The following is a 23,738-nucleotide window of genomic DNA, read 5'->3' on the forward strand; positions in this document are numbered from 1 at the left end:
GCGGCTGAAACAGGTTCATCATCGGCGTCAGTTCATTCCGCCGGCAGCCGAGAAGGACCCCAATGCCGTGAGCCCGACCGAGCGCGCGAACCACCAGGGCCTGATCGTCATCGGCCACCGCGGCGCCTGCGGTTACAGGCCGGAGCACACACTGGAGTCGTACCGGCTCGCGATCCGCCAGGGCGCCGACTTCATCGAGCCCGATCTCGTCGCGACCCGGGACGGTGTGCTGGTGGCCCGTCACGAGAACGATATTTCCGCCACCACCGACGTCGCCAGCCGCCCCGAATTCGCCGATCGCCGCGTCACCAAGACCGTGGATGGAACTACGAAGACCGGCTGGTTCACGGAGGATTTCACCCTGGCCGAACTCAAGGTCCTGCGCGCGAAGGAACGCATTCCCTATCTGCGACCCGCGAACGCACGCTTCGACGGCATGTTCGAGATCCCGACCTTCACCGAAGTCATACGCCTGGCGAAGTCGGAGAGCCGCGACGGCCGCGTGGTCGGCGTGTATCCGGAAACCAAGCACCCGACCTACTTCGCCAGCGAGGGTCGCCATCTCGATGGCAGCCCGATCGGGATTCCGCTGGGACGCAAGCTGGTGGAGATGCTGGTTGCCGAGGGCTTCACCGATCCGCGCCGCGTCTACATCCAGAGTTTCGAGGTCGCCAACCTGATCGAGTTGAAGCAGTCGATCATGCCGGCGGCGGGGTTGGACTTTCCGCTGGTGCAGTTGTTCGGCGACATCCATTCGAGCGGGCCCTACGACTTCCACTGGAACGTCGCGCAACGTGCCGATCTCGCCGCGATCTATGGGGGACTGTCGGCTGCGGTCGGCGGCATCGATGCCATGACGCGATATGAGGCGCTGGCCACCGAGGCCGCCCTGCTCTGGATGAAGGCGAACTACGCCAGTGGCCTCGGGCCATCGAAGCGGGACCTGCTGTCGCACGCCCCGCACGTCGACTCCGATCCGGTACCCGCAATGCTGGCCCACGCGCTGAAGGCGGGACTGGTCGTGCATCCCTACACGCTGCGCGCCGAGGAAGCTCCCCCGGCCCGGACGCCGCGCCTCGAGCCGCCGGTCGTCGCCGAGGCCCTGTACCTGCTTGGCCTGGGCGTGCAGGGCTTCTTCATCGACCAGCCCGATCTCGGCGTGGCGGCTCGCGACCTCTTCCTCGGCGCCACCAAGGTCTCATGACCCAGCGAAGCCGCGCGTGCGCGGCCGTTCCGGCGTCTAGTCCAAACGTCACATGCATCCGCCGCTGCGCTGCTGCTAGGGTCGGCGCGCACCGCCGGCTGTGACGGGCCTTGCAGACCAGGCGGCACCAGACCTTCCACGGAGACTTCCATGTCCGTTCCCTCGATCAAACCACTGGCCGCCGGCTGCATCCTCGGCGTACTTGCACTCGCTGGTTGCAATGCCGACAAGCAAGCGGCGCCGCAGGCCCAGGCATCCACGACCGCACCCGGATTCAAGCTGGACGAAAGCAAGCTGCCGCAGGTGGCCGGGTTCATGGCGAGCGACCTGGATCCAGGCAAAGGTGCCTGCACCGACCTCGACGCCTACGTCAACGGCAAGTGGAAGGCGGCCAATCCCATCCCGGCCGACCGCACCGATTGGGGTCTGTACGAAGCGATCAGTGAACGCTCGCTCGCGGTACAGCACCAGCTCGCGGAGCATGCGGCGTCCGACAAGGGCACGGGCGTGGAAAAGATCGTTGGCGACATCTGGGCCACCGGCATGGATACCGCCAAGCTCAACGCGCAGGGCATCAAGCCGCTGCAGTCGCGCCTGGAAGCGATCGACGCGCTGAGCGACGGCGCCTCGGTCGCCGAGTTCCTGCGCCAGTCGTTCGCCAAGGGGGAGGGCTTCGTCTTCGATTTCGGGCCCAGCCCCGATTTCAAGGATTCCAACACCAACATCGCCTACGTCACCCAGGATGGCCTCGGCCTGCCGGACCGGGGCTACTACTTCGACGCCGACAAGAAGGAGGCGCGTGACGCCTACCAGGCGCACATCGCCAAGCTGCTGGAAATGTCCGGCATCCCGGCCGCCGATGCAGCCACGCAGGCGAAGGATGTGCTGGCGTTCGAGACGCGCCTGGCCAAGGTGTCGAAGTCGAACGAGCAGCTCTCGCGCGACACCGAGCTCTACTACCACCCGGTGTCGGCGGCCGATGCCGACAAGCTCACCCCGGCTTTCCCGTGGAGCAAGTTTTTTGCCGCGCAGGGACTCGAAGCGCCGAAGATGTTCTCGCTCGCCATGCCCGAGTTCCAGCAGGAATTCGCGCGCATGCTCGGCGACGTGCCGGCGGCGACGTGGAAGAGCTACCTGCGCTTCCACACCGTCGACGATGCCGCGCCGTACCTCAGCGACGCTTACGCGCAGCAGTACTTCGAATTCCACAACAAGGCGCTCAACGGCCAGAAGGAGATCAAGGATCGCTGGAAGCGGGTACTCGGCACCATCAACCGCGAGACCGGCGAGGCGATGGGCCAGCTGTACGTCAAGGCGGCCTTCCCGGCCGAATCCAAGGCGAAGGTGCTGGAGATGGTCCAGAACATGCGCGAAGTGCTGAAGACGCGCCTGGAGAAACTCGAGTGGATGGGCGACGCGACGCGGCAGAAGGCGGTCGCGAAGTGGGAGACCTTCACGCCCAAGATCGGCTATCCCGACAAGTGGCGCGACTGGGCGGGCCTGCAGACCAGCCGCGACAGCTACATCGGCAACGTGCTGGCCGCGAACGAATTCAACTACCGGTGGAACCTCGGCAAGATCGGCAAGCCGGTCGACCGCACCGAGTGGGGCATGAGCCCGCAGACGGTGAATGCGTACTACAACCCGCAGCTCAACGAAGTGGTGTTCCCGGCAGCGATCCTGCAGCCGCCGCTGTTCGATCCGAAATCGGATGACGCGCTGAATTACGGCAACACCGGCGCGACCATCGGCCACGAACTGATGCACGGTTACGACGACCAGGGCAGCCGCTTCGGGCCGAGCGGCAACTTCGAGAACTGGTGGACGCCGGCCGACGCCAAGGGCTTCGCCGCGCGCAGCGAGAAGCTGGTGCAGCAGTTCAACGGTTATGAGGCGTTGCCGGGCATGAAGGTCAACGGCCGCCTGACCCTGGGCGAGAACATCGCCGACCTCGGCGGCATCGAGGTGGCCTACGACGCGATGAAGAAGGCGGCGGGCAACACGCCCGACCCGATGGTCGAGGGCATGAGCCGCGACCAGCGCTTCTTCGCCAGCTACGCGCTGAGCTGGCGCAGCACGATGACGCCCGAGTCGCTGAAGGTGCTGGTGGCCGCCAATGAGCACGCACCGGCGAATTTCCGTGCCATCGCGCCGCCCTCGAACATGCCGCAGTACGCCGCGGCGTTCCAGTGCAAGGACGGCGATCCGATGGTGCGCAGCGGCGACAAGCGGGTCGTGATCTGGTGATCGAACGGGCAGGGCAGGCGCCATTGGCGTCTGCCCCGGCCCGCTTCAAAGCGGCGCTTTCACGGGCGGCGCTTTCAGGGCTGCGGTTCGTCCGTCGCTGAAAACAGGTCGTCCTGCGCGGCAGCGCTGTCGGGATCGACGAACCCCGACAGCCCCACGCCCACCAGGCGATAACGCGTGCGGCTCGGCAACTCCACGCGCGCGCGCAACTCGCAGGCGATGTCGGCGACCTGCCGCAACGACTCGGGACGCGCCAGCGGCGTCAGGCTGCGCGTCAGCGTGCGGAAGTCGGCGGTCTTCAACTTCAAGACCACGGTGCGCGCCAGGCGCCCGTCCTCCGACTCGCGCTCACGTTCATAGCCGGCCCACGCCTTTTCCGCCAACCGCCGGATGTGCGGCTCCAGTTCTTCCAGCAGCAGATCGGTCTCGAAGGTGTCCTCGGCCGAGATCTGCATCGTCGGGCGTTCGCTCTGGACCGGATGGTCGTCGATGCCCAGCGAGAGCTCGTGCAGGCGCTGGCCCCAACGGCCAAAACGCTGTTCCAGTTCCTCCAGGCGCAACGCCCGCAGGTCGCCGACCGTGGTGATGCCGAATTGTGCGAGCTTGCCCTCCATCACCTTGCCCACGCCGGGCAGGCGGCCGACCGGCAGGGGTTCGAGGAAGGCGAGCACCTGGTGCGGCCGGACCACGAACAGGCCATCGGGCTTGCGCCAATCGCTGGCGATCTTGGCGAGGAACTTGTTCGGGGCCACGCCGGCGGACGCGGTCAGTTGCGTCTCCTCGCGGATCGCGGCGCGGATCGCTTCGGCCGTCTCCGTCGCGGTCGGCAAGCCGGTCTTGGTGACGGTGACGTCGAGATAGGCCTCGTCCAGCGACAGCGGTTCGATCAGGTCGGTGTGGCGCGCGAAGATCTCGCGCACCTGTCGCGACACCGCCTTGTAGCGGGTGAAATCCGGCGGCACGAAGACGGCTTGCGGACACAACCGCTCGGCCCGCACCGCTGGCATCGCCGAGCGCACGCCGAACTTTCGCGCCTCGTAGCTGGCCGCGCATACCACCGAGCGTGCCCCGCGCCAGGCCACGACCACGGGCTTGCCCCGCAGGTCGGGATCGTCGCGCTGCTCGACGGATGCATAGAACGCGTCCATGTCCACGTGGACGATTTTCCGTGGTGCGGCGGTCAGGGGCGGCGTGGTGGCAGGCGGGGAAGGCACCCGGAAAGTGTAGCGGCTGCGCCCGGTTTTCCTGGCCGCACGACAGCCGAGCTTGCCGTGGGCCCCTGCGCTTGGCAGCATCGCGGGCATGAACAAGCCATCCCCCAACCGGCGCCACTTCTCCATGATCCGCGGCTTCCACCTGGCGGACTGGTTCACGCTGGCCAATGCCTTCTGCGGCACGGGCGCGATCTTCGCGGCGATGCGGTTCCTGCAGGACGGCGTGGTGAGCGACCTGCTGGTCGGCATGGCGTTGATTCCAGCGGCCTTCATCTTCGACGCGGTCGACGGACGCGTGGCGCGCTGGCGGCAGTCTTCCTCGACGCTGGGGCGCGAGTTGGACTCGCTCGCGGATGTGATCTCCTTCGGCGTCGCCCCGGCCGCGCTGGCCTACGCCTGCGGCCTGCAGGGCGGCTGGGACTGGGCGGTGCTGAGCTATTTCGTCGGCTGCGGCGTGAGCCGCCTGGCGCGCTACAACGTCACGGCGGAATCGTTGTCGGGCGGCGGCGACAAGGTGAAGTACTTCGAGGGAACCCCCATTCCCACCAGCCTGGTGCTGGTCGTCGTGCTCGCGGCCGCCGCGTGGCAGGGGGCGATCGGCGAAAACGTATGGCTGGGCATGCTGCAGCTGGGCCCGTGGCAGTTCCATCCGCTGGTGCTGATGTTCGCGCTGTCCGGCTCGCTGATGATCAGCAAGACCCTGCACATCCCCAAGCCCTAGGGAACTTCTCCTTTCTCCCCGCCTGCGGGGAGAAGATGCCCCGAAGGGGCAGCTGAGGGGGAGCGAGCGCCAGCGAGTTGCTGTTGCTCGTGCTCCTGCTATGTCATGCCGGGCCAAATGCAGCTCGCTGCGCTGGCCCCCTCATCCGGCGCTGCGCGCCACCTTCTCCCCGCAGGCGGGGAAAAGGACAGGATCGCGCGCCGCTTTGATCAATCCCGGTAACAACCAGGGCGTTATCATCCGTCGCCTTGACGGAGGAATGCGGATGGCCAGCGGATTCGATGAGTTTGAACGGCTCGCGCGCCAGTACTGGGGCGCCTGGGGTGATGCGATGCGGACGAATGCCGCGCCGGCCCAACCCACGATGCCGAACTGGAATGACGCCCTGGGCTGGTGGTCGCAGTTGGCGAAGGGCGCCGCGGCGAACCCGGCCAGCGGCGCGGACGACGCGATCAACCGTTTCAATTCCCAGGCGCAGCAGTGGATGGGCCAGATGCAGCAGCTGGCCGCGCAGTTCGCCGGACGCAATGCGCAGCCAGCGGATATCGCCACAGCCTGGCAGCGCATGCTCGGCGCGAACGGCGCCAATGCCTTCGCCGACATGTTCAAGGGCATGTCCGGACCGGGGCAGCATGGCGTCGAGCAGTGGATGGAGCAGATGGGGCCGATGCTGCAATCGATGCAGCGCGACGGCCGCAGCTGGCTGGGAATGCCGGCGTTCGGCTTCGCCCGCGAACACCAGGAGCGCTGGCAGGCGCTGGCGCAGGCCCAGGTCGACTACCAGGAAAAGAGCAGCGCCTATAACGCGCTGATGGCCGAAGCCACCCAGCTGGCGTTCCGCCGTTTCGAGGACAAGCTCGCCGAACGCAGCGAGCCGGGCCGCCAACTCGCCTCCGCGCGTGCATTGTTCGACCTGTGGATCGACGCCGCCGAGGACGCCTACGCGGAGATCGCGCTGTCGCCACGTTTCCGCGAGACCTACGGCGATTACGTCAATGCGCAGATGAAGGTCCGGGCCGCCCTGCAGCGTGAGGTCGAGCAGTACTGCGAGCAGGTCGGCATACCGTCCCGCACCGAGATGGATGCCGCCCACCGCAAGATCGTGCAGCTCGAACGCGAACTGCGCCGGCTGCGGGACGCGATGCAGGACCGTGCTGCCGTCCCGGCTGCTGCTTCACCCGGAACGGCCGAGGCCGGCGAGGCCAAGGCAACGAAGGCCAAGCCCGCCCAGAGCCCGTCGAGCAAGAGCTCGCCGAACAAGACCCCGTCCAACAAGACCCCGTCGAAGACGAAGGGAACACGCGCATGAACGGCTTCGATCTCCACGGCCCCTTCGGCTTCACGCCCGAAACCCTGGCGCAGGAAGCGATGCAGATGCAGGCCAAGCTGCGTGCCGGCCTGGACACGCTGCATGACGTCGACGAAGTGAATTACGGCGCCACTGCGCGCGAGGAAGTGTGGCGCGACGGCAAGGTCGTGCTGTACCGCTTCAAGGGCGACCGCGCGCCGACCGCCAGTGTGCCGCTGCTGATCAGCTACGCGCTGGTGAATCGTCCCTACATGGTCGACCTGCAGAGCGACAAATCCATCGTGCGCGGCCTGCTCGAGCGTGGCGAGGATGTGTATGTGATCGATTGGGGCTACCCGGACCGTTCGGACCGCTACCTGGAACTCGAGGACTACATCCAGCGCTTCCTCGGCGGTGCGGTGGACCACCTGCGCCGCGAATACCGCATGGATTCGATCAACCTGCTGGGCATCTGCCAGGGCGGTGCGTTTTCGTTGTGCTACGCCGCGCTGAATCCGAAAAAAGTGCGCAACCTCATCACCATGGTCACGCCGGTGGACTTCCACGGCGACGACAACATGCTGTCGAACTGGGTGCGTTGCCTCGACGTCGATGCCTTCGTCGACACGCTCGGCAATGTCCCGGCCGACCTGATGAACTGGACCTACCTCACGCTCAAGCCATGGCGCCTGTTCGTGCAGAAGTACGTCGGCATGGTCGACATCCTCGACAACAAGCAGGCGATGGAAGATTTCCTGCGCATGGAAAAGTGGATCTTCGATTCACCCGACCAGGCGGGCGAGGCGTTCCGCCAGTTCGTCACCCAGTTCTACCAGCGCAATGGCTTCGTCAATGGCGGCATCGAGATCGGCGGCCGCGCCGTGGACCTGCACTACGTCGACATGCCGGTGCTCAACATCTTTGCCGAGCAGGACCACCTGGTGCCGCCTGGTGCCTCCCGCGCGTTGAAAGGCCTCGTTGGCAGCGACGACTACAGCGAACTCTCCTTCAAGGGTGGGCACATCGGCATCTACGTCTCGAGCCGTGCCCAGCGCGAAGTGCCGTCGGCGATCCACGACTGGCTCGCGCAGCGGTCGCGGTAGGCGTCTTGATAGTGGGTTCAGCTCGCGGCTCACAGGCTTGGCGCATGAATCGTCCCCGCACAAACCGTTCGTTCGCCTTGCTTGCCGGCTTGCTGCTGTCGCTGCCGGCTTTTTCCGCACCGCCGCCCACCGCGGCGCGCGAGATCGACCAGCTGATCGCGGCGCTGGGCGGCTCCGGTTGCGACTTCCAGCGCAACGGATCCTGGTACCCGGCGGCGAAGGCCGAGGAGCACCTGCGCCGCAAGTACGAATGGCTGCGCGAGCACGACAAGGTCGCCACGGCCGAACAGTTCATCGAACGGGCCGGCACGCAGAGCAGCATGAGCGGCCGCGCCTACAGCGTGCGTTGCCCGGGCAAGCCGGTGGTGGACTCGGCGGCCTGGCTGCGCGCGCGGCTGCTCGAAATGCGCAAGGCAAACCCAAGCCCGGCACGCTAGACTCGCCTTAACCTCCTGGGAGCGGTTCCCATGAATGCCACGAGATCGCTTTCCCGCTCCCGCCACGACCGCATATTGGCCGGTGTGATGGGCGGCATTGCGCAGCGCTTCGGCTGGAATTCGACGCTGGTCCGCGTCATCTACGTCGTCCTGTCGATCGCGTCCGCGGCATTCCCCGGCATCCTCGTCTACCTGATCCTGTGGCTGCTGATTCCGGAAGAGGGCAGTTGAATCCAGTCCTGCGTCGCCTGGCGATCGTGCTTGGCCTGGTGTGGGCCCTGCCCAACACCGTACTGGGCCTGATCGCGGGGATCGTGGGATTGGCTTTTGGCGCACACGCGCACTGGCGTCCCCGCGACCTCGCCCTGGTATTCCACCGCTGGCCGTGGGGGCCGGGCGGGGCCCTGACGTTGGGCAATGTGATCCTCCATACCGGCGACACGCTGGATTCGACCTGCGTGACCTACGCGCATCGCGCGGGGCATGGCGACGAGGCACCGATCGCGCTTGCCGACCACGAGCGCGCCCATGTCTACCAGTACATGGCGCTGGGGTTGATGTTCCTTCCGCTGTACCTCGCATGCGGCGGCATCAGTGTGCGTAATCCGTTCGAGCGCGCGGCGGATCGCTACGCACAGACGGGCCGCGGTTGGTGGCCCTGGAGCCATTAGTGGCAGAGACGATCGACAATTCCCCCTATGCGCCGCCGGCATCGCGGCCGACGGACGGCGGTATTGCCCGCACGACGAAGGGCACGCTGCGGGTGGGGTTCGGGTTGGGCTGGGCGACGATCGCGTTCACGTTCCTGTGGGTGGCGGTCGCCCTTCCGATGGTGGCCAGCTTTGCCACTGGCAGGAACAATCTCATCGAAGGCCTGGTGTTCCTGGCATTGCTGATCGTGCCAACACTGGCCCTGCTGGGCTACTTCGCGCGCCGCCGGGAATGGATGGGGATACTCGGCGCACTGCTGGCCTGGGCCAGCGCGGTTGCCCTGGTACTGCTGCTGCTCGGGGTGCTGCGTATGAGCTCGGGCTTCTCTGACTGAATGCGGGGCGGCGCGAAAAAGCGGACTTGCACGGGTTTTTTTGTGTGCTGCCTAAGCTTGTCTTGATCCTGTAATAACAGGCGCTGCGGTAACCTCGCGGGCGTCGGAGAACAAGTAACGAGCCTGAAAACTCGCTGCAACAACTCCGGCAAACGGAAGGCTCAGCCACCAGAGGGTTTCAATCCTCGAAGACTGGGCCTTCTCTATGTCTGGCGACAGCACGGCGCTTTAAGCACGCCGCATTTCAAGCGCGCGTTCGATCGATTCGCCCATGCCGCGTCCCATGCGTCCGGCGGTGGCGTACAACGCATGCGGTCCTCTTCACCTCGGCTTTTGCATCGATGAAGCTGCATCCTGCCGCGCGGCGGATGCGATGGCCGGGTCCGTGCCCACTACCGGTTCCAGGGTAATTGCGATGATGCTGAGGCCCAACCAGATGGGCCTCACGGTGCTGATTTCGATCTCGCTGACGTCGCGGTCGGGATGCGGATTGGGCACGCGCAGCGTGTACACGCGCAGCACCGTGCCGCCCGCGCGTGACTGTGCGGTCAGCGTCGGGCCTTCCCAGCCTACCGCTGCGAGCGTGGGCTGCTCCCCTTGGTCGTGGCCAAAATCGATGCCGAACCGCAGCGGCATTTCTGCGGGTGCGCCGTGGTGGTAATGCAGGCGCAGCACCGCCAGCCGGTCTCCGTTCGCGGCATCGCTGTAACCGGCGAAGCCGAGCACGTGCATCGCCGCGAAGCGTTGCGACGCCAGGGGAATGCGCAACGACGGCGGAGAGAACGGCAGGTTGTTAGTCTCCTGCACGGCGCCGAGAACGACGCGGCCGCGGATGTCGTAATCGACGCCGAGCAATCGTTGCTGTCCGAAAGGTAGCTCGCAATGATTGGTGATTTCGAAGTCGTACCACTGCCTGCCCTTGGGGCGCAGCGGCCGGTTGTAGTAGCGGCTGAGGTCGAGAAGCTGCGTTGGCACGCCCGGCAGACGCGGGGGCACGGTGTTTTCCGGCGCAACGCACGACCATGGCGAGATCGCAGCCGGTACGACGAGAAGTGCGGCGCCTGGATCGCGAGCGTGCAATGCCGAGCGCAGCGACGGCGGGGGCTTCACGAAGAGGCGACCTGGTTCGGGTGCAAGCACCGTGGCCTCGTCGGCGACCGTGCGCGCCGGGCGTCGATCCGCCTCGACGTGCCACACCAGCCAACGGCCCAGGAACGTTCGCGCGACCAGATGCGTTCCGTCACTTCCGAAGGCGATCTGGGCAACGAAGTCCGACAAGCCGCGCACGGCGCAGCAACCGGCCATCGTTCAATGCCCAGCGTTCCATCCAGACCTGCGCGGGCGAGTTCGGGTCGGTCTCCCATCGCAGTCGCAGTTGTGCCAGTTCGTTGCGATCGGCGACGGCCAGATACTGCAGGTGCCGGTGCGCAGGCTCAGGTTTGCCGAACGTCCGGATCACCCGGTCCAGCGCGTTGAGCGCGCGCAGGGTCACGGCCCCGTCGGCGGCGATCGCGACTTGCCGGCCGTCGGGAGTGCCTTTCCAGTCGGCGATGTGCACGAGCGCGGCCGGGCCCAGCGCCCGACCATCGGCCAGCGCGTGCGCCTGGATCCGATCGAGGTTGCCGATGCCGGCACGGTACGCGGCGGTGCTGGTGAGCAGGCTGCGACCATCCGCGCCGAGCAGCATCCGGGCGGGCGAACCATCGAGCACGATCGGTGGATAGCGGCGTCGGCCGGTGCGCCAGTCGAACACATGCACCTCGGGCCCGCTGCTGGCGATCAGGCTTCGACTGTCGGGAGTGAGCAGGGCGAAGCCGACGGGCTGTGGCAATTCGATGATCGGCGACAGACGGCGCTGGTCGGTCGCGTTGAATACCCAGGTCCTGCGGCCGTCGACGGCGACGAGGTGCTCGCCGTCGAAACGCAGCGGGTCCTCGCGTTGGGTAGCACCGAGCGCAGCGCGCAACGGCGACGGCGGCAGCCGCCACAGTCGCAGGCTGCCTTCGGTGCCGCCGGTAGCCAGCACTGCGTGCGCCGGGTCGAATGCGCTGGCGAAGCGGGGGATGTAGGCGGGATGGGTGATGTCCGGCGCCAGCGGCACGGGCACGCCAGCCAACTGCGCTGTACCGGCCAGCCCCCACAGCGACACGCGATCCCAGTGCATGGCGAGGACAGTCGCGGTATCGCCATTGCGCTCCAGCTGATGGCCCCACAACTCATCGTCCAGCTGAAGCGGCTGCCCCAGCAGTTGGCCGTCGGCCACCGACCAGACGTGCAGGCTGCCGTCCTTGGCGCTGGCGGACAGCAGTGCACCGTCGGAACTGAAGCGCAGCCAGTTGATCGCATCGCGCGGATGGGGAAGCAGGTCGCGTCGCGTTCCCGTGCGGGGATCGACCAGGAGCACGTCGCCATTGGCCCGGCCCAGTGCCAGCCAGCCTGCATCCGGCGCCACCGCCCAGGCCATGACGTAATGCGCCCTGTCCTGGGGCATGAGTTCATGACGGGCACGCAGCGTGGCGGGATCGCGGATTGCGACGCTGGTTGTGCCATCGAACGAGCTGACGATGAACTTCGCCTGCGGAGCGATCAGCCACTCCCGTGTGTCCGCGGGCACTGCAGGACTGACCGGCTTCCAGGTCTGCGCATCGAACAGCTGCGTCTCGGGGCGCGGCGCCCGCGGGTGCACGAGCACGTAACGACCATCGTCGCTCCAGGTCTGGTCGACGTAACCCGTGTCGGAAGCAGGCTGCGTCTGGCGACCATCGGCCACCGCCAGGCGCAGCATCTGGCCACTCGGTCGCATCTGGAGCATCGGCCAGTGCCGGGTCACCACCAGATACCGGCCATCGGGCGTGAACTGCAGGCGCCTGAGCTGGCCGTCCGTATTGGCGTCGCCCCCGCCGAAGGACACCCGGACGCGCCACTGTTGCCGTCGGGTCGTCAGGTCGTACATCGCCACCTGGAGCGGATTGAGGCCAAGTGCTATGTGACGGCCGTCCGGGCTGAGCGCCATCGTGTCGATCGGCGCACCCACGTCGATCACGTCGATCAGCATCGGCATCTGGCCCAGCGCGAGGCCAAGGCGCAGGCGTTCGCGTTGTGCCGCATCGCGGTCGCCGGCGGATTCCTGTTCGCGCAGGTTGGCCGCCAGGGCCGCGATGGCGTGGTAACCGCGATTGCTTTCGAACAGGCGCCACGCGGTCTCGTGTCGCTGCGACCACAGGTTCTGCCGCGCCTGGATTTCGTGCGCCCTGGCCTGCTGCCACTGTTGGGTGGAGACGACCAGACCGAGCACCAGCGCGAGGACGGCGGAGAACACGGCCGCTGCGAGTCGGGGCTCGCGTCGTGCCCAACGCGCGGTGCGATGCAGGACGTTGAGCGGCCGCACGGTGACAGCGCGGCCTTCGACGAAACGCCCCAGGTCGTCGGCCAGTTCGCGGGCGCTTGAATAACGCTGTGCCGGATCGCGCGACAGGCACTTGAGGCAGATCGCCTCGAGATCGGCCGGCAGCGCACGATAGTGCGAAGGCGGCCGGATCTCGTCTTCGCGCAGCGATGCCAGTGCACGGGCGGAGTCGCTCGCCTCGACCGGCGTGCGGCCCGTCACCATCTCGTACAGCATCGCACCCAGCCCCCACACGTCGGTGGCAGGCGAGAGCGGGGGGCCGTCGAGCTGCGCCTGTTCGGGCGCCATGTAACCGGGTGTCCCCGAGATGCGCAGGTGCTCCAGTGCCTGTTCGAGCCGGCGCGACAGGCCGAAGTCGGCGACCAGGGGCTCGCCGTCTTCGTTGATCAGCACGTTCCCCGGCTTCAGATCCAGGTGCAGCACACCGAGGCGATGCGCGTAGTCCACGGCTTCCGCAATCGTGCGCAGGATCCTGGCCGCCTCGCGCGGTGGAATTGGCCCCGAGTCGTCGAGATGCTGCGACAGGCTCTTCCCGCGCACCAGCTGCATCGCATAGAAGATCAGCCCTGCGTGTTCGCCCATCCCGTATACCACGACGATGTTCGGATGCTGCAGCATCGCCGCGTTCTGGGCTTCAAGACGGAAGTTCTCGACGAATTCTTCCGTGGCCCACAAGCCTGCCGTCAGCAGCTTCACCGCCACCTCGCGATTCAACGCGCGCTGCCTCGCGCGGTGGACCACGCCCATGCCGCCGCGGCCGATCTCCTCGAGCAGTTCGTAGTCGCCGAACTCGCGCTGGAGCGGATCGTCCAGGTCGATGGCCGGCATGGCTTCGGGCGGAAGCGTGAGGCGTGTGGAGCGGGTGACCCGGCTGCGGGTGTCCCTGCCCAATGCCACCCGCGCCAGTGTCGAATTGAGCCACCAGCCAGAGGCGGGGTTGCTGGAGTCGTCGTCGTTCACGTCAGGTCCGGGACGGAGCCGTGCAAGTGCGGCAATCTCGGCTCCGTCGCGTCGTGGTCATGCGCTTCCGGGGACGTCGGTCGCACCTTTGGCTCGACTCGCCATTGGTTGGAACGGCTGCAGGCCCTGCCGCCGGTCAGCCTGCGTGCGCAGGTACACCAATTTCACTGATACGGATAACGGCGCGCAGGATTACACCGTCGAGGTCAGAAACGTTGCCGCCAGCTCGCGTACCAGAATCGCCCCGGTATGTCGTAGGCCGGATCGTAGGAGTTGTAGACGTTGTAGGACACCGGCGGATCGCGATCGAAGGCGTTGTTGACGCCAAGGCTCAACTCCATGCCGTGGACCGGTTGCCAGCGCAACTGCAGGTCGGCGTAGGTGCGCGGATCGATGATGTGCTCGGGGAATCCGCCAAAGACGGGGCTCGCGAAGTCGGGACGATCGCACAGGTCCAGCCGGCCGGCCCCCGCGGGCAACTCGCAGCTTTCATCGAGAGCCGAGTAGTAGCGCAGTCGCAGCGTGGCGCCCAGTGAATCCCGCTTCCAGTCCAGCGACAGCACCGAGCGCAGGCGCCAGTCCGGATCCTGGAAGAAGTAGTTGCCCACCGTGCTCACGCTGGGGGCGCCACGCGGAATCTCCTTGTCGTAGCGGCTCAGGTAGACGCTGCTCCAGGCGAGCTGGAAGTCGCCCCAGCCGCTGCTCCAGCGATAGTCCACGGAGAAATCGTAGCCTTCGATCCAGTAGGTGCCGTAATTGAACAGGCGCGAATCGATGTCGGTCAGCGCGCCGGTGGCCGGATCGCGCCGCAACTGCAGGCACGCGCTTTCGATGCCCTGCGCGTAGCACAGCCTGGGCAGATCGAAGTAGGGGATGTCGTCGATGGTGTTGCTCAGCTCGATCCACCACCAGTCCAAGGTCAGGTCCAGCCCGCTCAGCGCGGCGGGACTCCACACCACGCCGATGCCGCGATTGCGCGCCTGTTCCGGCTGCAGGTCCGGATTGGAACCGAAGCGCGTCTGCGGCCCGATCTGCGGATCGAAGCCCTCCAGTGGCACGCCCGCGGCGTGGCAGCGTTCCGCGAGTTCACCGCTGATCTCGCCGACGCACGGATCGATGAATTGCACTTCGAGCCCGGTCTGCCGGAACGATCCGCTGACCGCGAACAGCTCGCTCGTGGAAGGTGCCCGGTAGCCCTGCGACCATGTCGCGCGCAACAGCCAGTCCGCGTGCGGTCGCCACGCCAGCCCCAGCTTGTAGTTGGTGGTGCTGCCGAACGTGGAATAGTCCGACAGGCGCGCCGCCAGGTTGACGTCGAGGCTGCGCGCCCAGGGCTTCCCTGCCAGCAGCGGCAGGTCGAGTTCGAAGTAGGCCTCGTTGACGCGGATCTCGCCGTCGACGGGCTCAGGCACGTTGCCGCCGAAGTCGAGGGCATCGTTGCTCAGCAACGGATCGGGTTCGACGCTGCCACCTTCACGCCGGAACTCCAGGCCCGCCGCCAATGCCAGTGGGCCGGCAGGAAGATCAGCTACGTTGCCCGTGATGTTCAGGCTGAGATCGGTCAGGCGACGTTCCTCTTCGACATTCCCGTTTGCGGCGAGGTAATCGAACATGGCATCGGTGAAGCCAGTGCTCCCGTGCAGGAAATCCAGCGGCACGCAGTCCGCGATGGGAGTGGCCGGACTGCCGCAGCGGGGCTGGCCTGCGCCGTCGAGGAACGACGGACCGACGCCCAGCCCCAGCCGGTTCAGGTCGTAGCCGCCGCTGATCGAGAAGTCCTTGTCGGTGTGCGCGTCGATGAAGTTCACATTCCAGTCGAAACCGCGCGATCCAATCCGCAAGCTCCCGTCCATGTCCAGCGACACGTAGCGTGTCTGTACGTCCTGCTCGAAGCGGCGGGGCTGGTTCAACGGCCGGAAGGAAAAGAAGGTCACCGGCTGGCCGAACGGGTTATAGAGATTGTCCGGCGAGATGTCGTGCTGGTTCGCATCGCCGCCGCCGCCGAACTGGAAGATCGGCGTGGGCGCCTGCTGCTGGTGCGAGATCCGCCGCTGCAGCAGCACGGTTCCATGCAAGGCCACGCTGTCGGAGACCCCGTAGTGCCCCTGCGCGAACAGCGCCGTGCGTTCGTAGGGAGTGCGCAGGTAGTTCTCGGGCGCGAAGTTGTAGCCATCGCTGTGCAGGTCGAACGGGCGGTGGCCGGGCAGGCGGGCATCCCAGGTCAGCTGCCCTTCCTCGCCATCGGGCAGCAGGTTGCCTCCCGGACCGAAACCGATGCGGCCGTCCGGCGTATTGATCGAAGCCCCGGCAAAGGCATCGTTCGGAGGCAGGTTGTAGACCGGTACGGCGGAGATCGCGCGGTCGCCGGCCCAGATCGGTTGCTGGTCGGCGTAGGACAGGTTCACGGACAGTCCGCCGCGCGAGCCTTCGCGCCCCCAGGTGATGTCGGCAGTGCGGCGCTCGCCGTCGCCATGCTCGTTGCTGGCGTAATACGCGCTGGCCTCGACGCCCTCGTAGCTGTCCCGCGTGATGATGTTGACGACGCCGGCGATGGCATCCGAGCCGTAGATCGCCGACGCGCCATCGGTCAGTACTTCGATCCGGTCCACGATCGGCAACGGAATGCTGCCCACGTCGACCGCGCCGTCGAGCGAGGTGACATAACGATGGCCGTTGAGCAGCACCAGCGTGCGGTTGGCACCCAGATTGCGAAGGTCGACCCGCGTTTCGCCGTTGGCTGACGTCGGGTCGGCGTTGTAGTCGCTGTTGAGGTCGGACACGTGCTGCGGCAGTTGCTGCAGGATCTCGCCGACGTTGCTCAGGCCGGTGCGTTGCAGGTCGGCGCGATCGAGCACCAGCAGCGGTTGCGAGGTTTCGAACTCGACCCGGCGGATGTGGCTGCCGGTCACCTCCACGGTGCCCAGGGTCACCGGCTCGGCGCCGGACGATGCCTGCGCGAAAGCTGCGCCGATCGGTAGGGTCAAGGCCAGCGCACCGCCCCAGCGGAGGCGCTGCCTCGCCATGATCCGGCGGTGCGTGTCGGGTTTCACCTGTATGCGAACGTGCAGTTGGGCTGGCCTCGGCCAGCAGCACATCTTCGGGCAAGAAAAAACCCGCGTTTTGGCGGGTTTTGCCGGCTCAGCCCACCGTAGATCCAGGGGCTGTTCCGGGAAGGGCCCACACGCGGCCATCCAACACGTCCTGTGGTTCGCAAACCACGAACGATTTGTTCGCTTTTTTATCGACCCAGAAAATCAATCGTCAACTAGCGTTGATCCGGCAATGGAGCGATTGCTTAAGAGCTTGCTAACTGATGGGACTCCGAATGATTTCACTGGCCACCCTCATACGAAACCATCTCCGCTTTGGCAAGAAGCCCGGAAAGTCGAGCATCGCTTCCTCGTCAGATGGCATCGTCTTGAGCGATGCAACACGCCAGGCCATTGTGCGTGTCGAAGAAGGAATAACCGAGCAGCTTGTTGGCGCCGTTGAAGTCTCCTGGCAATTTGTGCGGGACCTGGATGGCTTGACGAGGAAGCTGGAGCCAGGAGATCTGCAGCTGTTGCTTGAAGTCATTAGCCGCTTGGCTGAAGGGTTGATTTTTCCTCAGCTCGTCAGCGAGCGTCCTCTTGCCGGCGATTGGCATGTATGCGATTTCCCCCGGCGGTGGGAGCTTGTTTTCAGGCGGCACGGAAATTCAATCCAGATAGCCCGAGCCGGACAGCTGTTCGGGAAGTCGGGTCAATCCGAGTTGTACATCCACACGGTTGTGTGCTGAACGCAGGGCGCATTTCTGGCGTCGCTACCGCGCCGAAGGCCGCGAGCCTGACCCCTTGTTTTTTGCCGGTGCCGGAAGTGGACACCTCACACTCATCTTTAGCTACTGATTTTCCAGAATGGTCGGCGCATCGCCGGAGTTCTGTACCCCCGAATCATCGCGGGCAAGAATCGCCGCAATGCCTACCGCCAAGCCCATGCCGACGAATTGCGAGGCCATGAAGGCGGGCACGTCGCTGGGGCGTATGCCCGCGAAGGATTGCGTCAGGGAGCGCGCCAGGGTGACCGCCGGGTTCGCGAACGACGTGCTGCCGGTGAACCAGTACGCGGCGAAGATATAGGCGCCGACCAGGGCAGGCACGGCTGCCGGTCGGTGGGCGGCGCCCAGGAGGATGGTCAGCAGCAACCCGAACGTCGCGACACCTTCGCTCAACCACTGTGAGGCACCTTCGCGTGCGTGCGTGCCCGGTTGCAGCAACGCCTGGTCGAACATCGCGTGTGCCAGTGCAACGCCGATGATGGCTGCGATGACCTGCACGACGACGTAGGCGATCGCAGTGCGGGTGTCGATCGCACCGCGAATGCGCATGGCCAGCGTCACGGCAGGATTGAAGTGCGCGCCGGACGTTGGCCCGAAGACGACGATCAGGACGTAAAGGATCGCGGCAGTCGCGCCTGCATTCGCGAGCAGGGCAATCCCGTCGTTTCCCTGCGCCAACCGCACCCCCATGATTCCGGAGCCGACCACCGTGGCGAGCAACAGGGCGGTGCCGAGCGCCTCGGCGAGCAGTGCACGCGACAACCGCATCACAGCACCGCCAGGAGCGCACGCACGCGCGCCGCTATGTCATCGCGAACGGCGCGATACCCGTCGTCGTCCATGTGCTTGGGATCCGCCAGCGCCCAATCCTCGCGGCGCTTCGCCGGCACCCACGGGCATTCGTCGCCGCAGCCCATCGTCACGACCGCATCGAACTCGCCCTGGACTTCGTCGAGGGATTTCGAACGATGCGCGGTCAGGTCATAGCCCAGCTCCGCCATGAAGCGGATTGCTTTGGGATTCACCACCCCCGACGGCCGCGAGCCGGCGCTTCCGGCTTCCATGTCGGCGCCGCCCAGCATCCGGGCGAACGCTTCCGCCATCTGGCTGCGGTTCGAATTCTCGACGCAAACAAACAGGACGCGCTTCATCGGCAGCACCCGGATTCGGTGACGTTGAGGTGGACGTGGAATCGGTTCACTTTGACATTCCTTTCTTGCGCGGCTTGCAGGCGGAAGGCGACGGACCGCATGCGCCAGAACCGGCGCAGCAGTTTTCGGTGAGATAGGCGATGAGGGAATCCATGCGCTCGTAGTTCGCGCGGACGCGGATGACGCGGCCTTCGCGCTGGTCGAGCACCAGGTCGGCCGCGCGCAGGACATTCAGATGTGCGGAAAGCGTGGCGGGCGGAAGGTCCAGATGGTCACGCAGCTCGCCGACGGGCAAGCCGTCGGGACCGGCCTCGACAAGGCGACGGAATGCGCGCAGCCGGGACTCGTGGCCCAGGGCGGCGAGGCAGGCGAGGGAGGATGACATTTCCATAATTCCAATAGTATGGAAATGATGCCGAACGTCAACCATCCGCCCTTGCCGGCGGTGCTGCCGACCCGGGAACATCACGCCATGAACATCCGACCTGCCGGACCCGACGACGCCGCCGCGATTGCGGCGATCTACAACCATTACGTCGCAACCACGTGCATCACCTTCGAGACCGATCCCGTGTCGGTTGCCGACATGAGGGAACGCATCACCGAAACGCTGGCGGCGAACCTCCCCTGGCTTGTCGCGGAGGCAGGCGGCGAAGTGTCGGGATATGCGTATGGCTCCAGGTGGAAGGGGCGATGCGCGTACCGCTACTCCGTCGAGTCGACCGTCTACCTGGACGTATCGAAAACCGGGCTGGGCATCGGCAAGGTCTTGTATGCCGCGTTGATCGAAGCACTCCGCGCGCGATCATTGCACGCCGTCATCGGCGGCATCGCGCTGCCGAACGAAGCCAGCATCGCGCTGCATGAACGGCTGGGGTTCGAAAAGGTCGCGCATTTCAAGCAGGTCGGCTTCAAGCAGGACCGCTGGATCGACGTGGGGTATTGGCAGCTGCTACTCGCCTAGTCGCCTGCTGCGCTTGCTGCGCTGATCCAGCCATTCCGCTGATCCTGACGTCGAGCCCTTGTCAGACTTTTCCTATTGACGTGTTATATCCCCGCCAGTCAGGCCGCTTAAGCGAGTCACATCGATGACCTACAACATGCACATCGTAGAGAATTACCTGATTGCCGTTGGCGTCATCACCCAGATCATCCTGATTACATTGCAACTCGGCGCATTTCGCAAAACCAAGCATCCAAGCCTCGCGGTGATGTCCGTCGCAAGCGCTTTCAACGTCCTATATGTTCTTACTTCCTACGGTGCCAGACATTTTCCGGCATCAGGGCACAACCCGCTTGCCCTTTATCTTCTGGCTGCTGCGTTACTGACGGTTCAATCCGCTATTTTGGTATGGAGCGTCAGTTCATTGTTCCGCGCATTTGAGCGGGCCTGTTCTCCACGAGAGAGCGCCTGACAATTCATTCAAGCGGAACCCGCTTCACGGTCGGCTTGATTCTGGTGTCGGGCCGCTTGCTTAAGGCTCTCGCGATGGAACTCCGTACTGCCCAGCGATCTGACATCTCTGCCCTCGGGGAGCTCATCGAGCTCTCCGGTCGCGCCCTGAGCACCGGTCATTATTCGCCTGAGCAAGCTGACGCGATCACTCGCCATGTATTCGGCGTCGACACCCAGCTCATCGATGATCAGACCTACTTCGTCATCGAGCACAACAGCCAGATCGTTGCCTGTGGTGGCTGGAGCAAGCGGCGTACGCTTTTCGGCGGGGATCAAACCAAGACTGGACCGGACCCGTTGCTTGAGCCGGCCGTAGAGCCGGCCCGCATTCGCGCGTTCTTCGTGCACCCCGATATGGCGCGTCGCGGCTTGGGGCGCCAGCTCATGGCCGCGTGCATAGCCGCGTCAAAACAGGCTCGCTTCAGCTCACTGGAGCTGGTTGCGACTTTGCCTGGCGAGCCGCTCTATCTGGCGTCGGGATTTGTCGTCCTGGAGCGCTTTGACCTGGATCTGCCTGGCGGCATCCAAGTTCCGGTCTCTCGCATGAGAATGGCCATATAGGTTACTGGTCGTGGTAGTCGGTACGCGGCCTGACAATTCATTCAAGCCGGAGCCGCTTCGCGGCTCGGCTTAATTCGGCGACTGGTACAGAGCCCACGCAGCGGCATGGCCGTGGTGTGCACCTGGCAGCGCTTTGAGCATCCACACGATACAGCCGCATCCTGCTGCGGCACGCGTGTTCATGCTTACGGTGAGGGCCGTTGCCGCCCGCGGAACCGCGAGGAGCGCACATTGTTTCGCTCAGCGGAAGAATGTCTTGCGAGCGACGCGGATTCACACAGCAGTGGGGCAAACCTAGATTTGCCGGGTCGCAAGCCGACACCGTCGGCGCCGATTCCCTTCCCACAAGAGTCCAGTCACCACCATGAGTACCTCCACCAAAGTCTCCATGATTACAGGCGCGTCGCAGGGCCTCGACGCCGGCCTGCGGCCGAATCATCCTGGGCCGCAGCCTCTCCTTCGGAGAGCAGCCATCTCTTTTAGCTCGCGGCTCCGGACGCTGGCCACAGTTGGCGGCGCCATCATCCTCGCGTGCGCGGGCCTTATTGCGCCGCGAGCCTCCCTGGCCCAGGAGCGCGACGCGCCAGGCGCGCCGGCGAGCACGCCCTACGCCGACATGCCAAAGATCGCGCCTATCGGCGTTCGCATCGGAAAGTATTTCGATGTCCCGCCCGAGGCGCGCGGTCCGGCCGTGGATCCGGCCAAGGGCTATCGCCTGCAGGATCTCGGCGACGGTCTGTACATGGTCACCGACAACATCTATCAGTCGATGTTCCTCGTCTACGACAAGGGCGTCGTGGTGGTCGACACGCCGCCGACGTTTGCCGCGCACCTTCCGCAAGCGATCGCCGAGGTCACCAGGAATCCAGTGACCCACGTGATCTACAGCCACGCCCACAAGGACCACATCGGCGGAACGAAGGGCCTCGGCGGCAAGCCGATCATCATCGCTCAGGAGGAGACGCTCCGGTTGCTCAAGCGCGACGCGGACCCGGATCGCCCGCTTCCCACCGTCACGTTCAAGGACAAGTACACCTTGAACGTCGGCGGCAAGAAGCTGGACCTGTCCTATCACGGGCCTGGCCATCTCCCGGGCAACATCTTCATCAGCGCGCCTAAGCAGAAGGTGCTGATGGTGATCGACGAGGTTTTCCCAGGCTGGATGCCATGGCGTCGATTTGCCGTGGCACAGGATGTGCTCGGATCGATGGCCCAGGTGGAAGAGATCCGCAAGATGGATTGGAACACCCTGGTGTCAGGGCACGTGGAACGCGCCGGCACGCATGCCGACGTCGACACCCAGTCGGAGTTCTATGGCGACCTGAAACAAGCCGCGGCGAAGGCGCTGGGCTCGACCAAGCCCGGCGAAGGCGTCGATCCGGTCGACATGAAGAATCCGTGGGCGGTGTTCGACAACTACATCGACCGGGTTGCGGTCCAGTGCGTGAATACCTTGACCCCAAAATGGTCGACCAGACTTGCTGCCTACGATGTCTACATCTGGGATCAGTGCTACTCGATGGAGCAGACGCTGCGCATTGAATAGCCAGCCACAGGAAGCACTGCGCATCGGCCTGGCCGATGCGCAGCCTGCGCCGCTTCCAGTTCAACTCGCTTCGCCTTGGGCACCTGTCGGTGCCCAAGGCGTTCGTCGATTTCGCCATGACGCGCCTGCGTGCGTCCTTCGCCAAGCTGAATACGTCATGCGCACTCAGCGATTGCACCGCCGGGTGGAAGAATGTCTGCCGGACGTCGTGGATTCGCAAACCGCTGTTGCACTCCTAGATTAGTGGCTGTCGCAAGCTCCGACCGTATCGGCGGCCTATCGGCTTTCCCCCACAATCTTTGAGTAAAACCAAATGAGCAATGCAAACAAGGTCGCCATCGTCACCGGCGCATCCCAGGGTATCGGCGCCGGCCTCGTCAAGGCGTTCCGCGATCGCGGTTACCGCGTCATCGCTAACTCGCGTTCGATCAAGCCGTCCAACGATCCTGACATCCTGACGGTTGCCGGCGACATCGCCGACCGTGCCGTGGCCGAGCGCATCGTCCGCGAGGGCGTGGCCAAGTTCGGTCGCATCGACACCCTGGTGAACAATGCCGGCATCTTCATGCTCAAGCCGTTCACCGCCTTCACCGCCGAAGACTACGCGGCCCAGATCGGCGTCAACCTCACCGGCTTCTTCAACATCACCCAGGCCGCCGTCGCGGAGATGGAGAAGCAGGGCAGCGGCCATGTGGTCACCATCTCGACCAGCCTGGTCGACCACCCGATCGACGGCGTGCCGTCGGTGCTGACCTCGCTGACCAAGGGCGGGCTCAACGCCGCCACGAAGTCGCTGGCCATCGAGTACGCCAAGCGCGGCATCCGCGCGAACGCCGTTTCGCCCGGCATCATCAAAACGCCGATGCATGCACCCGAGAAGCACGCCGCGCTCGCCGGCCTGGCTCCGGTGCGTCGCATCGGCGAAGTCGACGACGTCGTCCAGGCCGTGCTGTACCTCGAGTCCGCTGGCTTCGTGACGGGCGAGATCCTCCACGTCGACGGCGGCTCCAGCGCCGGCCACTGACATCCACCCATGTCGGGCCGGATCCCGGCCCGACGTTTCGCAATCCATCAGGCGGTAAGCACACCGCACAGGAGGTTCCCGTGAACAAAGGTTATTGGGTCATTGCTTGGGGCGTCATCTCGGATCCGGTGGCGGTCGAACGCTATGTCGCGCCTGCTACCGAGGCCATCATTTCGCACGGCGGCAGGGTCGTCGTGGGCGGCGAGCCGGCGCGAACGTACGAGCAGGGATTGGCTTCGCGCATCGTGGTGGTCGAGTTCGATAGCCTGCAGGCGGCCATCTCGGCCTATGAGGGTCAGGACTATCAGGCAACGCTGCATCATCTGGTAGGCGCGGCCACACGTGATGTCCGTATCGTCGAGGCCATCGGATGAGAACGATTGCCGTGGTTGCTCAGCGGCTGCAACGCGTGCAATGCGGCCGCTTCGGAGCATGGAAATGAATAGCGTGGCCATTGCAGAGACGACCGCGCCAACAATGGTTGGCGTGGTCAGGGAAACCGCGCCCGGCGAGCGGCGAGTGGCGCTGACGCCGACGGATGTGAAGCGCGTGGCAACC

Annotated in this window: 24 protein-coding genes; 16 read left to right on the forward strand and 8 right to left on the reverse strand. The window is 65.3% G+C overall.

The genetic code is table 11. The annotated features are described in order from the left end of the window. Positions 1-67: 67 nt before the first annotated feature. Together ACYVGE_RS03940 and ACYVGE_RS03945 are read left to right on the forward strand one after the other, a co-directional pair. A complete protein-coding gene (locus ACYVGE_RS03940; RefSeq protein ID WP_460727203.1) occupies positions 68-1,204 on the forward strand; it encodes a glycerophosphodiester phosphodiesterase family protein in 1,137 nt (378 codons plus the stop codon). A 150-nt stretch (positions 1,205-1,354) separates the two neighbouring features. After that, the gene (locus ACYVGE_RS03945; RefSeq protein ID WP_460727205.1) at positions 1,355-3,451 is read left to right on the forward strand and encodes a M13 family metallopeptidase; all 2,097 of its coding nucleotides are present in this window, start codon (positions 1,355-1,357) and stop codon (positions 3,449-3,451) included. A 74-nt stretch (positions 3,452-3,525) separates the two neighbouring features. On the opposite strand, the gene dinB is transcribed toward ACYVGE_RS03945, so the two are convergent. After that, a complete protein-coding gene (gene dinB, locus ACYVGE_RS03950; protein WP_460727310.1) occupies positions 3,526-4,635 on the reverse strand; it encodes a DNA polymerase IV in 1,110 nt (369 codons plus the stop codon). Between the two features lie 118 nt (positions 4,636-4,753). Here dinB and ACYVGE_RS03955 point away from each other — a divergent pair, with 118 nt between their 5' ends. The 7 genes from ACYVGE_RS03955 to ACYVGE_RS03985 all read left to right on the forward strand — a co-directional run bounded on the left by ACYVGE_RS03955 (position 4,754) and on the right by ACYVGE_RS03985 (position 9,259). Further along, positions 4,754-5,386 carry a CDP-alcohol phosphatidyltransferase family protein gene (locus tag ACYVGE_RS03955; RefSeq protein ID WP_460727207.1) on the forward strand — a complete coding sequence of 211 codons (633 nt, stop codon included), beginning with the start codon at positions 4,754-4,756 and terminating at the stop codon, positions 5,384-5,386. A gap of 265 nt (positions 5,387-5,651) precedes the next feature. Continuing rightward, positions 5,652-6,695 carry a class III poly(R)-hydroxyalkanoic acid synthase subunit PhaE gene (gene phaE, locus ACYVGE_RS03960; RefSeq protein ID WP_460727209.1) on the forward strand — a complete coding sequence of 348 codons (1,044 nt, stop codon included), beginning with the start codon at positions 5,652-5,654 and terminating at the stop codon, positions 6,693-6,695. Continuing rightward, positions 6,692-7,777, forward strand: a complete 1,086-nt coding sequence (locus ACYVGE_RS03965) for a class III poly(R)-hydroxyalkanoic acid synthase subunit PhaC (protein ID WP_460727211.1) — start codon at positions 6,692-6,694, stop codon at positions 7,775-7,777. The genes phaE and ACYVGE_RS03965 overlap by 4 nt, the downstream gene beginning before the upstream one ends. Positions 7,778-7,821: 44 nt before the next feature. After that, positions 7,822-8,214, forward strand: a complete 393-nt coding sequence (locus ACYVGE_RS03970) for a YfeK family protein (protein WP_460727213.1) — start codon at positions 7,822-7,824, stop codon at positions 8,212-8,214. A gap of 30 nt (positions 8,215-8,244) precedes the next feature. After that, a complete protein-coding gene (locus tag ACYVGE_RS03975; protein WP_460727215.1) occupies positions 8,245-8,445 on the forward strand; it encodes a PspC domain-containing protein in 201 nt (66 codons plus the stop codon). Beyond that, positions 8,442-8,885, forward strand: coding sequence for a hypothetical protein (locus ACYVGE_RS03980; RefSeq protein ID WP_460727217.1), 444 nt, complete (start codon positions 8,442-8,444; stop codon positions 8,883-8,885). Before ACYVGE_RS03975 ends, ACYVGE_RS03980 begins: the two co-directional genes overlap by 4 nt. Further along, complete coding sequence (locus tag ACYVGE_RS03985) at positions 8,885-9,259, forward strand: hypothetical protein (protein WP_460727219.1); 375 nt, start codon at positions 8,885-8,887, stop codon at positions 9,257-9,259. The genes ACYVGE_RS03980 and ACYVGE_RS03985 overlap by 1 nt, the downstream gene beginning before the upstream one ends. 321 nt (positions 9,260-9,580) lie before the next feature. Here ACYVGE_RS03985 and ACYVGE_RS03990 read toward each other — a convergent pair whose 3' ends face one another. From ACYVGE_RS03990 to ACYVGE_RS04020, 7 genes are all read right to left on the reverse strand, one after another. Further along, complete coding sequence (locus ACYVGE_RS03990; RefSeq protein ID WP_460727312.1) at positions 9,581-10,564, reverse strand: hypothetical protein; 984 nt, start codon at positions 10,562-10,564, stop codon at positions 9,581-9,583. Beyond that, on the reverse strand, positions 10,500-13,625 hold the full coding sequence (locus ACYVGE_RS03995; protein ID WP_460727221.1) for a WD40 repeat domain-containing serine/threonine protein kinase: 3,126 nt from the start codon (positions 13,623-13,625) through the stop codon (positions 10,500-10,502). The genes ACYVGE_RS03990 and ACYVGE_RS03995 overlap by 65 nt, the downstream gene beginning before the upstream one ends. A 206-nt stretch (positions 13,626-13,831) precedes the next feature. Continuing rightward, entirely contained in the window at positions 13,832-16,609 is a 2,778-nt protein-coding gene (locus ACYVGE_RS04000) for a TonB-dependent receptor domain-containing protein (protein WP_460727223.1), read from the reverse strand. Between the two features lie 419 nt (positions 16,610-17,028). Beyond that, positions 17,029-17,271 carry a hypothetical protein gene (locus ACYVGE_RS04005; protein ID WP_460727225.1) on the reverse strand — a complete coding sequence of 81 codons (243 nt, stop codon included), beginning with the start codon at positions 17,269-17,271 and terminating at the stop codon, positions 17,029-17,031. A 234-nt stretch (positions 17,272-17,505) separates the two neighbouring features. Beyond that, positions 17,506-18,210 carry an aquaporin gene (locus tag ACYVGE_RS04010; RefSeq protein WP_460727227.1) on the reverse strand — a complete coding sequence of 235 codons (705 nt, stop codon included), beginning with the start codon at positions 18,208-18,210 and terminating at the stop codon, positions 17,506-17,508. Then, on the reverse strand, positions 18,210-18,593 hold the full coding sequence (locus tag ACYVGE_RS04015) for an arsenate reductase ArsC (RefSeq protein ID WP_460727229.1): 384 nt from the start codon (positions 18,591-18,593) through the stop codon (positions 18,210-18,212). The genes ACYVGE_RS04010 and ACYVGE_RS04015 overlap by 1 nt, the downstream gene beginning before the upstream one ends. 46 nt (positions 18,594-18,639) lie before the next feature. Continuing rightward, the gene (locus ACYVGE_RS04020; RefSeq protein WP_460727231.1) at positions 18,640-18,978 is read right to left on the reverse strand and encodes an ArsR/SmtB family transcription factor; all 339 of its coding nucleotides are present in this window, start codon (positions 18,976-18,978) and stop codon (positions 18,640-18,642) included. An 87-nt stretch (positions 18,979-19,065) separates the two neighbouring features. Between ACYVGE_RS04020 and ACYVGE_RS04025 the strand changes: the two genes are divergently transcribed. The 7 genes from ACYVGE_RS04025 to ACYVGE_RS04055 all read left to right on the forward strand — a co-directional run bounded on the left by ACYVGE_RS04025 (position 19,066) and on the right by ACYVGE_RS04055 (position 23,554). Beyond that, on the forward strand, positions 19,066-19,557 hold the full coding sequence (locus ACYVGE_RS04025; RefSeq protein ID WP_460727233.1) for an arsinothricin resistance N-acetyltransferase ArsN1 family B: 492 nt from the start codon (positions 19,066-19,068) through the stop codon (positions 19,555-19,557). Between the two features lie 124 nt (positions 19,558-19,681). Beyond that, positions 19,682-20,008 carry a hypothetical protein gene (locus tag ACYVGE_RS04030; RefSeq protein WP_460727235.1) on the forward strand — a complete coding sequence of 109 codons (327 nt, stop codon included), beginning with the start codon at positions 19,682-19,684 and terminating at the stop codon, positions 20,006-20,008. Between the two features lie 74 nt (positions 20,009-20,082). Further along, positions 20,083-20,610, forward strand: coding sequence for a GNAT family N-acetyltransferase (locus ACYVGE_RS04035; protein WP_460727237.1), 528 nt, complete (start codon positions 20,083-20,085; stop codon positions 20,608-20,610). A 364-nt stretch (positions 20,611-20,974) separates the two neighbouring features. After that, positions 20,975-22,156, forward strand: coding sequence for an MBL fold metallo-hydrolase (locus ACYVGE_RS04040; protein ID WP_460727239.1), 1,182 nt, complete (start codon positions 20,975-20,977; stop codon positions 22,154-22,156). A 35-nt stretch (positions 22,157-22,191) separates the two neighbouring features. Next, the gene (locus ACYVGE_RS04045) at positions 22,192-22,395 is read left to right on the forward strand and encodes a hypothetical protein (protein ID WP_460727240.1); all 204 of its coding nucleotides are present in this window, start codon (positions 22,192-22,194) and stop codon (positions 22,393-22,395) included. A 74-nt stretch (positions 22,396-22,469) separates the two neighbouring features. After that, a complete protein-coding gene (locus ACYVGE_RS04050; RefSeq protein ID WP_460727242.1) occupies positions 22,470-23,180 on the forward strand; it encodes an SDR family NAD(P)-dependent oxidoreductase in 711 nt (236 codons plus the stop codon). A gap of 80 nt (positions 23,181-23,260) precedes the next feature. Beyond that, the gene (locus ACYVGE_RS04055) at positions 23,261-23,554 is read left to right on the forward strand and encodes a DUF1330 domain-containing protein (RefSeq protein WP_460727244.1); all 294 of its coding nucleotides are present in this window, start codon (positions 23,261-23,263) and stop codon (positions 23,552-23,554) included. Positions 23,555-23,738 lie beyond the last annotated feature (184 nt).

The organism is Lysobacter rhizosphaerae (assembly GCF_054779795.1).